Raw genomic sequence first — 13,741 nt, forward strand, 5'->3', positions numbered from 1 at the left:
CCAGCGGAGACATGGGCGACATTGGTCTTGGGATTGCCGGAAACGGGCGGCACGGCCTCGGTCGCGAAGTCGACCCAGACGACGTTACTGTTGGAGACGGTGTAGTCAATGGTGACGCTCTCGAGCTCGGCAAAGACCGCGTAGTAGGTATGGGCCTCGTAGCGACCGCTTGCAAGATCGCGACCGACGAGCAGCGAGGCGCTGGTGGAAACCTCGTTGCCGTTCTCGTCCACCCAGCGCACGAAGCGATAGCCATCAAAGGCGTTGGCGGTGAGGGTGAACGGACCAGCGTAGAGCATGTTGGAGAGGTTGGCCGGATCGAGCGCGTCGCCGGTAACGGCGGAAAGCGACTGGGTGCCCTTGATGTTGACGAGCTTATCGTAGGTGGAATCGGCAAAGGCCGGCACGTAGGTGCCGCGCGGATCATGAACCGTCTGCTCGACCCACACGATGCCATTGCCAGCGCCGGCAGGGCCGGTGATGTGACCAAAGTAATTGGTGCCATCGGACTTGACCTCGTAGGAGACCTCGACGTAGTCCTGCTTCCAGTGGGCAAACAGGGTCGTCGGAGCCGTGGGCATCTTGATGGTGGCACCCGGCGCGTAGAGGATCGAGCCGCCAGCCGACAGCGACCAGCCGTCAAGGATCCAGCCGATGAGCTCGATGTCGGTCGTGCCAGGCAGGACGACATCGGTCTTGGCGATCTGCGTGATGATGCCGGACATGCCGTTGGTGAAGGCGCCGCCATTGGGATTGAGCGTGAGCGTCTGGTCCTTGCCGACCCACAGGGCGGTGAAGGTCACACCGCCAGCGGTGACGAGCACCTCGGTCGGGATGACGTAATCGGGATAAACCTTGCCATCGCTTCCACGCCAGCCGTTGAACAGCCAGTTGGAATCGTCATCGGCGCCGGGCTGCTTGCCCAAGCCGGGAACGTCGACGAGCAGGCCGTCATTGCCGGTTGCAAAGGTGGGTACCGAGCTTCCGATCCTGATGTCATCGAAGAAGGCGCCCGTATCGCCCGTGGTGGTCGTGGCCGTCCAGTTGCCATGGTCGCCGGGCAGGTAGCTCACGAACGAGAGCTGCTCGAAGACGGCGTATGCGGTGACGGTACCCGCCACGATGAGCTTGGACAGGCCAAAGTTGGCATCGCCATCATCCACGGTGACGCTGCCGTTGACCGTGGTGCCGTCATCCTTGACGGCAGTCCAATCCCAGCCAGCCAGGCGATAGCCCTTGTTGACGACAAGTCCGATGGCCGAGGCGACGCCCTGGCCGTAGGTCTCGGTCGCGGTGTAGACCACGTGGGTCATGGTGCCGGAGGTAATCGTCTTGGCGACGAAGTCCTTGTCGCCGGTGGTGCCGGCAGAGAGCGTGCCGGGAGCGCCATCGCGCAGATCGACGGTGACCGTGTAGGTCTTGGGTGCCCACTGGGCAAAGAGCTGGAGAGTCGGCTTGGGGACGGTGGTGACCCAGGAAGCGCCATTGATATCGGCGATACCGGTAACCGCACCGTCGGCATAGGCCGTGCCCGTACCATCGGCCTTGGTGTTCCACCCGGTAAAGGTGTAGCCGTTCACCACGTAGGCGTTATCGGTAAGCGCGATCTGCGAGTTAAACAGGAAGCCCTGCTTGGGAGGCATGGTGCCCGTGGCCGGGTCGGTGGGATCGGGCTCGTTGGCGTTGAAGGTGACGTAGTAGTCCGCCTCGGCCCACAGGGCCACGACGTTGATGTCGTAGACCTTGGGGTCGTCCGGATCGCGGCCGGGCAGTTCGACGGTCAGGTCGGCGACCTTGGAGAGGTCGACCTGGAGGACGTCACGCGTCTGAAGGATGACGCCGCTTGCCCCGCGCTCGAACCACTGGATGCGCCAGCCGGCAAAGTACCAGCTCGTGCCATCGCCATCCACCGCACCTTCGGGCAGGGCGCCGATGCTGTTGGCATAGGCGGGGAACTTGCCCAAGGGCGCGACGTGCGTGAAGATCGTCTCGTTCTCGACCGCCGGGTCGGGGAAGGCGCCGTCTGCCGCATGCTCGCCAGGCAGGTAGTTGACGATGATGGCTTCCTTCCAGCGGGCAAGGAAGGTGGTGGGGCCAAGGATCTGGAAGGTGGCCGGGGCATCAACGCTCAGGCCGGTCTGGGTGATGGTCTCGTTGTTGCCAGTCACGTAGGTGACATCCCAACCGACCAGGTACCAGCCCCTGCCGGGAGCCGTGACGACCTTATCGTACTCGGCGTACTTGCCGTACCAGACCGCCTGGCTATCCTCGCCATCGACGACACCCCTCGTGCCGTTCTCGCTCGCGAAGACGACGTTGACGCGCTCTTCCTCCCACTGGGCGTAGAAGTGAACGACGGCGCCCTCGAGGGTGGCGAGGTTGGAGATGTAGCCCTGGGAACTCGTCTGGGTGAAGAGGTTAGTGCCCTCGACGGTCCAGCCAATCCAGTGGTTGCCGGCGCGAGTGAAGCGGTTGGCCAGCGAGACCTGCTCGCCGTACTTCACGGTCACGGTCTGCGGAGTGGAGTCATCACCCGTGTAGTAGGCGTCCCACACATTGCCGTGGAACGAGACGGTGTAAGTGATGGGCGTCCAATGCGCGTAGAGGACGAAGTCACGCGGCTCCTCGTCGCCGCAGAGCTGCTCGAGGGTGACCTCGGTGCCAAAGGCGTACTGCACCGCCGCGTCATCGCGATGCGCGGCATCGCACCAGCCGTCGAAGACGTAGCCAAGACGCCACATCTCGACGGTGTCGGCTGCAGTGGCCAGCATGAAGGGCTCGTCAACCTTGTGCAGCGCCCCGTTGGGAGGCGAGGTGACCGAGCCGCGCACGTCGTTGTTGCGGTCGTAGGTGATGGTGTAGCCCACGACGCGCCACTGCGCGTAGAGCCTGACGACGGCATCCTGGACGGTGGCGAGGTTGACGACCGTGGCACCGTCGGCATAGGCCGTGCCCGTACCATCGGCTGCAGTGTTCCATCCGTCAAAGACGTAGGCTTCCCTCGTGAACTTCACGCCGACGATGGCAAGCGCCGCGGGAACCTCGTAGGAAGCGGTCATGTCCTGCATGCCCGGCGAAGAGGGGTCGGCACCGTTGCCCTCGAAGGCGATGGTGTAGGTGATGGGCGCAAAGCGCGCATACCAGGTGGTGCCCGTGAACCAGACATCATCGGCGTCCTTGATGGGCGCGAAGGCGGCATCGCGGCCATGGGGCGCGAGATTGCCGCGAGCGTCATACCAGCCCTCGAAGACGTAGCCAGGAGCAGCCGTCGCGGTCGAGCCCATGGGTTTGCCGTCACCAGCGTTGACGACCTCGAAGTCACGGCTGACCGAGCCGCTGCCGGTGCCCACCGCATAGTGGAGCTCGGCACGCTCGGGGGTGAACCAAGCGTAGAGCGTCACGCGCGTGATGGTGTCATCGGCACCAAGAAGCTTGGCGATAGCCGCAAAGGCAAGGCCTCGACCAAGCTGATCCTCGCGCCAGTTTTCCTCGTCGATGGTGGCATCCGTGTGCCAGCCGAGGAAGACGTAGCCGACGCGGGTAGCCGGTGCCGGGACGACGTCAGTGGAATCCCAGGTCACGTCTGTGCGCGTGCGGATGTAGGTGCCGTCGCCGGTCTCGTAGGCAACGGTGTAGAGACGCGCGGTCCAGCGCGCGTGGAGCGTCATGTTGACATCCGGAGCCGTGATGGTGGCTCCCGGAGCGTAGAGCACCGTACCGCCCGGAGTGAGCGCCCAGCCATCGAAGCGCCAGCCATCGCGCGTGACGTCTGCCAGGCCCGGCAGGGTGATGTGCTCGACATCTTCCAGCGGCGAGGTGTTCTTGGTGACCGTGTAGCTGGTGACCGGCGTCTCGCTCGTCCACAGGCCACCCTCGAGCTGGAGGTCAACCGTGGCGCTGCGCTTCCAGTGCGCGGTGAACGAGAACGGACCGGTGATGGTCACGGGGCGTCCGCTCTCGTAGCTCACGACCATGTCGGCGACGATCCTGTACCTGTTGCCATCGGGGCCAATCCAGTAAGCGAACTCCCAGGTGACGCCATCGGCAGCCGTCTCGCCTAGAGGACTGCCATCGGCAGCGAAGAGCGACGGAATCTTGTTGCCGCCGACAGCGGCGGTGAAGCCGAAGTGCGGCGCCTGATCGCCGTGGTTGAGGCCCTCGTAGAGGGTACCCTCGGCGCCGTAATCCCAGGAGCCGTGCTCGCCCGGCAGGTAGGAGACGGCGATGATGCTTGCCCACTGAGCCGTGAAGACCGTGGTACCGCGGATGGGGATCTGCGCGGGATCGGGAGTCTCGCCGGTGATGAAGGTGGTGTCATCGAAGGTCATGGTGTAGGTCCACACGCGCAGCTGCCAGCCACCGGCCGTGTTGGGCCTGGTGTGCACGAGCTTCATATCGACGGTGCCGCCCGTGGCAACCTGGCGCGGCGTGTAGGTGACGGTGCCGCGGTTGGGCTCGGAGGAGACGAAGCTCACCGCATAGACGCGCGGCGCCCAAGTGGCGTAGAGCACGAAGTCGCTGCCAGCTTGCGTGGAGAGGTTCACGATGGTGGCCATGTCGGCGTACTTGTTGCCCGAAGCATCACGCCAGCCGTCAAAGACGTAGCCATTGAGGGCGTAGGCGTTCTTGGGCAGCGCGCGCGGCACATCATAGGTGAACACGGAGGCGGGCATCGTGCCCATGGCGTCGGAAGCGCCGGGGGCAAAGCTCACCGTGTAGGTGATGGGCGACCAGTGCGCGTAGAGCGTGGTATCACCCGTGGGCATCGTGAATGTCGCCGACGGATTCCAACGCACCGTGCCTCCTGCGGTCTCGGCCCAGCCATCGAGCACGTAGCCCGGACGGACAAAGGCGTTGGCGGCGGCGAGGTGCTGAGTGGTACCGGCGTAGAGGCTGTAGATGATGGTGTTGCCGTCATAGTCGTAGGTGCCGTCGGCAACAGCGGCATTGGCCGTGCCGCCATTGGCCGAAAGCGTGAGCTTGAAGGCGTGGACGGTCCAGTAGGCGTAGAGGATGACCGTGCCACCCTCGGCACCGGCGAGGTTCTTGACCGTGGCACCGTCGGCGATGAGCTGACCGGAGCCATCGGCGCCGGTGGTCCAACCGGCAAAGTCATAGCCAACGCGCGTGATGCCGCCCTGCTCTGCGGTGGGCAGCGTGCGGGAGGTGTCATAGGTGAAGATCATGTCATCAAGCGAACCCGTGCCACCATTGACGTCGAAGACGACGGTAAAGTCCTGCGCGGTGAACACCGCGTAGTACTTGGTGGGAGTCTCCCAGATGGCGTAGATGCCCTTGGTGGGATCGTAGATGCCCTTGGTGGGAACGAAGGTGGCGTCCCAGCTTACCGTGTTGCCCCACTCGTCAATCCAGCGCACGAAGGTGTAGCCGGTGAGCACGTAGGCCGACGACCCGACGGGGGTGCCGCTCACGGCCGGCAGGTGCTCCTCGCGCACGCTCACGTAACCGCCCTTTGTCGGCGTACGCTCGCCCGTCGTGGCATCGACGGTGACAGCCGTGTAGGTGATCGAACCGGGTACTTCCTCCCAGCGAGCGTAGATGGTGCCAACGCTGCCGGCAGCCGAAGAGCTCACGAGCGAGGCGAAGATGGTGTTCTCGTCAATTTCGGTATCGGCCTCGGAGGTGCCGTTGTACCAACCGCGGAAGCGGTAGCCCGGCTTGGTCGGGTCGGCGATGCCGTCAAGCAGGTTGGTGTCGGTGAAGTGCACGCCGGTGAGCGCCGCGATGGCCGAACCACCCTGGGTATCGAAGGCCAGCGTGTAGGTGTTGGCCTCCCAGATCGCGTACAACGTGGTGTTCTCGATGAACATCTGGATGACCTGGCCCGGCGCGTAGATGGCGGCACCGTCCTTGGTCATGCCCCAACCGGTGAAGACATAACCATCGCGCACGACCGCATCGGCCTCGGGAAGCTTGGCATCGGCACCGGTGAGGTAACGCGTGGCGCTCATGGAGGTGGCACCCGCCGCCGTGACGGTACCGCCGTTGGCGTCGAAGGAGAGCACCTGGCCCGAGAGCCTGAAGATGGCCGTGAGGCTCATGGTACAGGTCACGGTGGTGGGCAGCTCGTCCTTGCCGTCGACGGTGGTATAGGTGACGCCACCGATGGTCCACTCCCAGCCGACGAACTTCCAGCCGGGGCTCGTCTTGGGAAGACCGAAGTTACGGGCATTGGAGTTGATGTCATCGAGAAGGTCGGCATCGACTTCGGCGCCATTGGCAAACAGCGGGAAGGGCGAATCCTTGGCCACGCCAATCCAGTAGGTCTTACCGGAGATATCGGGGAAGACACCGTGATCGCCCTGGTAGTAGCGGATGTTGAAGACCTGGTCATTCTTCCACTGGGCCGTGAAGGTGGTGATACCCAGGATGGTGACCTCGGTGGGGCTCTTGGCGATACCTGTGATGGTGCCACCATCGGGCAGCTGAATCACGTAGGTCCAGTGCGAGAACTCATAGGGAGCGGTGGGCGTGACAGCGGGAACCTGCGCGCCAGTCAGATGCTGCCCGTAGTAGACCTGGACGGGAGCGCCGGAGGAGACGTTACCGTGAGAGGCATCCGAGGTGTTGAAGTTCACGTTGTAGAGGCGGGCCGACCACACCGCGAACAACGTGAAGGTACGGCCGTCATCGACGAGGTTGAAGACCGTCGCCTCATCGTCGTATTCCGCCGCCGCGGCATTGGGCGTGGTGGCCCAGCCCTTGAAGTCGTAGCCGGGGCGCGCGAGGACGTTGGCGGGGAGCTTGCCCGAGACGCCATAGGTGAGCTGCAGGTCGTCCATCGATCCGGTGGCGTCATCGGCGCCGGGGCGGAAGCTCACCAGGTACTTGAGCGGCTCCCACTGCGCAAACAGGGTGACCGTCGCGTCCTGAATGGGATCGACACCATCGACGAGCTTGTTGATAGCAGCGCCCAGCAGGAGCTCGGCATCCAGGAACGTGTCACCCGATCCATCAGCCGCGGTGTTCCATCCCACGAACTTGTAACCGGGACGCGTCATGGCGGGCGTACCCGTCTGTGAGTTGCCGGCGACGGTGGGCAGACGCAGCTGCGTGCCATAGGTCGCCGTTATGGAGCCGGGCGCGTCCTTGCCCGTATCAGCGTTGACGTCAAAGGCGATGTTGAAGGTATTGGGCCTGAAGGTCGCGATGAAGGAGAGCGTGGCGGGCCAACAGGCCACACCGTCGGCGCGCATCGGGGTGAAGCGGGCGTCGGTGGAAACGACCTTGCCCGTCGAGGCATCGATCCACTCGACGAACTGGTAACCGCGCAGGGCTGCGGCTGCGGCAGTGGCGGCACCGCTCACGCGCATAATCGAGAGCGTCCAGCCAAGCTGCGTGCGCGTCCAGCTGGCAACCACCTTGCCCTGGCTGTCGACGAGCTCGATGAGGTTATCGGTCGCGACGTCGCCACGCCAGGACACGTCGGTCATGCCATCGGGAATGGTGTCGGTAACGGGCTCGACGCCACCGGCCACGGGTGCGGCGGTGAAGACGATGGTCGTCTGGAGCTCGGCCCACTGGGCGTAGAGCGTGATGATGCTTCCGTTGCTGCCCTCGAAGTCGTTGACGCGTGCACCGGGTCCGTACTGGGTGCCGGTGCCATCGGCCTTGGTGTTCCAACCAGTGAAGCGGTAGCCATCGCGGAAGATGCCGTCGAGGGTGCCGCCGACGGCGAGCTGCAGGTAGACGCCATAGGTGGCGCGATCATCGGCAAGGGCGCCAAAGCCGCCGTTCTCGTAGTACTTGACCGTGTAAGTGTTGGGAGCGAAGTGCGCGGTGAAGGTGGCCGGATGGAAGGTGCCGTTGTCGTTGATGACGCCGAAGATGGTGTCGGCATCGAGAACATCGCGGCGAGCCAGGGAACTATCGATGGAGTTGGTCCAGCGGTCAAAGTGGTAGCCGGGAGCAGGCGTGGCGATGGCACCCTTGATGTCGAGGCGACCGGTCGCGTCGATGTCAAGGTCGACGATTTCGGATGCGGTCTTGCCATCATCGGAGGTGGTGGTCGAGGAAACGGTGCCGTTACCGTCGGCCTCGTAGGTAATCTCGATCTTACCGGGCTTCCACATCGCGTAGAGCGTGGGAACCTTCGTATTGTCATCGATGTCACGGGCAATGGTGTGGAACGGCGTCTCGGACGTGGCCTCGGCACGGTCGCCTGCATCGTTGAAGACGTAGTACCAGCCGAGGAACTCATAGCCGTCGCGGACGGGAGTGATGGCCGGAAGCAGATCCGTGTCGGTCCACAGGATATCGGTCCTGTCCTCGACAGCAGGCGATCCACCACCGAGGTTGTAGTTCAGGACGAAGCCGCCATGGGGTTCCCAGATGGCGTAGAGCGTCTGGAAGGCACGGTAGGTGACCTTGCCGTAATCGTCCACGACCTCCCTGACGTCGACATCAATGCCCATGTCGGGGACGTCATCCCAGCGCAGACGATAGATGTCACCGGCATTGTAGCGGGTGCCCGGCAAATCAAGGCTGGGTTGCGTGTACCAGCCCGCGATATCGTAGCCGAGCATGTAGTAGTGGTCGGTATCGCTCAGGCCCTCGTTGTAATCGGGAATAACGACGTCGTCGCCTGCGTCGCCGTTGATGTCGGCAGCGCCGCCATGGGCGTCATTGGCCACGAACTGAAGGGTGCTGTAACGGATGGGTGCCCACTGGGCGTAGAGGTCGGTGTACTCATGGCCAAAGACCGGATGGGTCGCGGTGGGCATAATCTTCTCGCCCGCCTTGAACTCATGGCCGGGGTTGTTCTTGGTGGGAGATGCCAGCGTGTTCCACCAGATGAGGCGGTAGTTCTCGAGCTGGAATCCGTCGGTGGTGGACCCATCGCCGCTCTGGTCGGACGGATTTGGAATCGCCCACTCGAAGTCATAGGGCACGAAGGCGTCAGCCATGTTGCCCGTGATGTTCAAGCCGCTGGGCAGCGACTCCTTGTTGTTGTGGAAGCGGACGATGGTGCCCGGGTACCAGTGCCAACGGATGACGCCCCAGGTGTTGGAGTTGCCTTCGAAGGACGTGCTGTTCTTGCCGTACAGCGTGACGATACCAGGATCGTTGTCATTGCCGAGGGTCACGTAGTAATCGCCGATCTTGAAATCGCGGAAGGCATGGTGGCCGTCAAGCTCCTCGATGCGCCAGCGGGCGGCCACGTTATCCACGTCGGTGGCATTCATGCGCCTTTTGACGATGTCCTCGATGCCCGTGTTGGTGATGATGTTGCCCATGCCAAGGGTGAGCTCCACGAGGCTATTTGCCTCGCCAAACATATTGGTGCGATTTGCTGACTCGCTCATCTGCCAGGGAGATGCGGTCTGAACGTTTGCGACCGATCCGCCGGAGATGTTCACGGAAACGACCGGCGACTTGTAGAAGAGCTTCTCGAAGCTTGTCGTGTTGGCGTCAACAAGCAGGTTGCTCAGGTCAACGTCCACGAGGCCAGTGTAGTACCCATCGGAGTTCTCGAACCAGGAGGCAAGCGACGTCGGATGCAGGCGCGATCCGGTCTGCATGCTCGTGGCCACATGGACGATGGAACCAGCACCGAGCACTTCCTTCCAGGGCATGTAGGGACCGGTTTCGGTCACGTCGATGCTCTTGGTGGTGGAGGTCTCGACGTTATCGACGCCAAGCAGCAGCGTGCCAGCCGGATAGGTGGTGCCCTTGTATTCGGTCTCGCCGACGAAGTAGCGCCACCAGGCGGCGTCGTTGCTGGGGAAGCGGCCGCCGACGTGCTCGGTCTGCCAGATGTAGGTCTGCTTGCCGATGTTGTTGGTCGAGTCATTACCGACGCCGCCGAAGCCTTCCGGATAGCGGTTTACGAGGTTGGAGGTGGTGCCCCACCAGTCGGGATCATCGGCGGTGACGTTAATCCAGGCACCGAGAACACCCTGGTGGGCCTTGAGGCCGGAGTTGGTGAGGTAGTTATATTGGTTGAGGGTGAGCTTCTCGAGCGTCGTGTTGCCCACGAACATGCCAGCAGTACTCGTGCAATCCCTGAAGTCCAGACCAGTCGCATCGAATTCCTTGAGGCTCGAGAAGCCGCCGGTAATGTGCTCGAAGCTCCAGTCAAAGGCCCAGGCATTCTCATAGTTTGCAGTCTCGCTATCCGTCATCCAAGTGAAGAGCTGCGTTGCGCCTCGCCACCAGCGCGGTGCGGCGGTCCAGCTATTGCTTGGTCTGTCGAGGGCGAGGCCCGTATCCGAAGTCGGGATGATGACGGAACGGTTCCAGCCGGACGTCGAGAAGTTGCGGATGTAGAACGTGTTTCCGTAGTAATCGAGGTAGGCGCCAGTACCGACATTGCGCAGACGATAATACTTGCCCAGGCTGTTCTGCCCAGCGAGTTCGATATCCCAGAAGACGTAAGGGGAATTGCCGTTCGTCGTAAGGCCCGCGCCCCAGTTGGGAATATACGTACCCGAAGAGTGATTCTGGGCTTTGATGCGATAGCGGCCACCATCGACAAGATCGTATGCATAGGCATCACCCGAGCCAAACCATCCCACCATCGAGGTCGGAGCAAGTTGGCCACAGGTGATGACTGTCTCGATCTTGGTTGTATCGATGATGCCCTTCCACGGATGGTTATAGGCATCACAGGTCACGGTTTGCTTGCCATTGACGCTACCCAGGTAGAGCGTGTTCGCCTCGGAATCGTAGGCCCACCAGGCATCGGCATTGCCGACGAAGTGACCGCCCTTGCCCGGCGTCCATATGAACTCGACGCGCGTGCCGTAGGTGCTGCCATGACCGGCGGTGTCAAAGCGCGTCGCGAGGCCAGCACTCGTCTCGAACCAGGTGTGGTCAAAGAGCGTGTTGCCCTCGGAGGCATCGGTGCGCCACATGCCGGAATCCGGGTCACGGCCGGTGATGCTGTCAAATCCCGTACCCTGCAGCGCGGAGTTGGCACCCACGACGATCTTCTTGAGGGAGGTGCAACCCTTGAACATGTTCGCATATCCGGTGAGGATGGGAATGTCGTTGCCCTCGTTGTCCGTTCCGGAAGAGCCAAAGGTCGTCTCGCGCATATCCCAGCCGGCGATGTCCACTTCCTCGAGCTTGGAGTCGCCTTCGAAGAGGCTCTCGAAGCTCAGGGTGTTCTTGGTATCCATGCCGGTACCGTCAAAGGTGACGAGGCTCGTGTAGCCGGCAAACCAGCTCGCGAGGTTGACGGGGTTGATCTTGGTGCCGGTGGCATCGTCGATGACGGTGACAACATGCAGCACCGAGCTGCGCGCGACGGAAGGCAGCCACGGCAGCCAGGGCTCCTGGCCAGGCGTGATGGTAACCCTATTGCTGACAGTGCCGTTGTTATCAAGATCGGCGACACCCATGATGAGCGTGCCAGGCTGGTAGGTCACGCCGTTGTAGACGGTCTCCTCGGCAAAGTAGCGCCACCAGAAGTCAGGGTTCTGGTCCGCGCTGTTATGGAGTTCCCAGGTGTAGGTGATGACGCCGGCAGGCTTGCTGCCGTTCTTCATGTACTTGGCCAGCAGGTCGGCGTTGGTGCCGCGGAAGTTCGCATCGGCGGAGCTCAGCCACTGACCGGCAAAGTCCACGTGAGATGCGATGGTCTCGAATCCCGTACCCTCAAGAATGGTGGTGGGACTCAGGATGAGTTCGTTGAGAGCGATGTCGCCACGCTCGTGGTCGGTAACCGACGGAAGCGGGTTGACATCGAGGAGGTTCTGGATGTTGAGACCCGGTTTGGTGAGATCCCATTTGGAGAGGTCGAGCGACTGGAGTTTGTAGTCGCCCTGGAACATCCCGGAAATGTCGGTAGCACCCGAGATGTCAAATTGTTCGGCCTCGATGTTAGTCAGAGCAACGTAGTTCTGGAACCACTTCGAGGGGTTCATGACCCTGATAACGATGTCGTCGCCATCGACGAACACCTTCTCGATCATGGAGGTGATGTCTTTGCCCTTGGGCATATCTGGCGGTGCGAGGCTGCCCCACGGAAGCTGGTTGAAAAGCTCCTGGACCTCGTTGGACTCGTTAGGCTTCTCGAGGCCCAGTGTCAGGGTGTGCTCGGACATATCGTAGCGCCACCAGACGTTGTTGTTGCTGTCAAAACGGCCCTGGATGATGGCGTAGAAGTAGTAGTCATCATTGGCGTGCATGTTTCCGCCGGCCGGATAGTGCGCGGCAAGAATGGCGGAGCCGTCATACCAGGTCCTGTCCTCGTTGAACCAGGTGCCCTTCTCCTGGCCGTGATCGACCAAATTGGCAAGCCCAGTGCCCTCGAGAACCGTGGTGGGACCTGTCTTGATGTGGTAGAGCGAGCGGCATCCGGCAAGCATGTCAGTCACGTTCTTGCCAACCATCTGCCACGTGGACAGGTCAAGATCCCTGAGAGAGGTGCAGTTGCGGAACATCTCGGCAAAGGTGGTGACGGAGCTCGTATCCCACTTCCCTATCGGCATCTGGTCAACGATACTCGAGGCACCCTTGAACATGGCCGAAAGGTCGGTGACCTTGGAGACGTCCCAGTCAGCTAGCGGCGTGAGGTCGGTAATGGAGGCACAGCCCTCGAACATGGAGGCCATGGTCGTTGCCTGGGAAACGTTCCAGACGGCAAGACGATTCAGGCTCTCCTGGTTGAGAGCGGCGTTGCCCGAGAACATGCCCGAGAAGTCCGTAACTTTGTCGGTATGCCAGCTATCGGTACCCACGAGGTTTGCCAACAGTACGTCGCCCTTGAACATATCCTTGAGCGATGTGGCGTTGTTGACGTCCATGTTGGTGGCATCGAAGTCGGTGAGTTTGACGTAGTCGGCAAACCACGCCTCGGGGAAGGTGACGTTGAGACCGCCCAGGCTGGATGCCGTCACCGTGTTGACGGTGGTCAGCTCGGACTTGACCGTGGGGCGCGCCGCAAGCCAAGGAAGGTCGGCCGCGACGAAGTTCACCGAGTTGGAGCGGTCGGTACCCAAGGTAAGCGTCTCGAAGCTGCCGTTATCGTCCTCGTCGGTGAGCTTCCACCAGCTCACGTCGTTAGGCTCGAAGCGGCCGCCAAGAACATCGCCATTCCAGATGTACGTGAGCGTATCGTCAAAAACCTCGTCAGATGCCGAGCGTGGCCAGAGCGGATAGCGCATGCTCAGGCGCTCGGAGCAATCGAACCAGGTTCCATCGGCAAGCTCCCACATGCCCTGGGTGCGTGCGCGACTCGCGAGCGTGTCGTCAAGACCGCTTCCGACGAGCGCGACATCGCCGGCCACGGTAAGCGAGGCGATGGAGCTGCAGCCAGAGAGCATGTTCTTGAGCGCATCGGTCGACTGGGCCGAAATCATGTGCCATCCGGAGATGTCGAGAGCGCCGAGACTCGAGCAGTTCTCGAACATGGAGGCGAAGTTGGTTACCTGGACGACACTCCACTTTTGCATGCCGCTGATATTGACGAGGCTGGTGCAGTCCTTGAACATCTTGCTCAAGTCGGTAGCCGAGCCAACGTCCATGCCACTGGCCTCGATATCATGCAGCGCGGTGTAGCCCTCGAACCAGGAGCTGGGATTCTGCACGACCAACGGGCGGTTGACGTCAAAGGTCCAGGTCTTGAGCGAGGTTATGGTGGTCTTTGCACGGGCGGCGGAAATCGCGGGATCGGAATTGTAGACCAGCAGCCAGGGAAGCTCCGCGGCAAGCGTCTCGACGTTGGGGTTCCTGAGGGACTCGTCGGACTCGTTGATGCCGATGGTCAGGGTCT

General features: G+C 62.1%; 1 protein-coding gene (running past both ends of the window). It reads right to left on the reverse strand.

This entire window lies inside a single protein-coding gene on the reverse strand: locus tag DBY20_07610, encoding a hypothetical protein. The 44,982-nt coding sequence extends 17,623 nt beyond the window's left edge and 13,618 nt beyond its right edge, so the window shows coding positions 13,619-27,359 (codon 4,540, partial, through codon 9,120, partial); the first complete codon in reading order (the gene reads right to left) occupies positions 13,737 to 13,739. Both codon boundaries (start and stop) fall beyond the window edges.

Source organism: Coriobacteriia bacterium, from assembly GCA_003149935.1.
Lineage (GTDB): Bacteria > Actinomycetota > Coriobacteriia > Coriobacteriales > QAMH01 > QAMH01.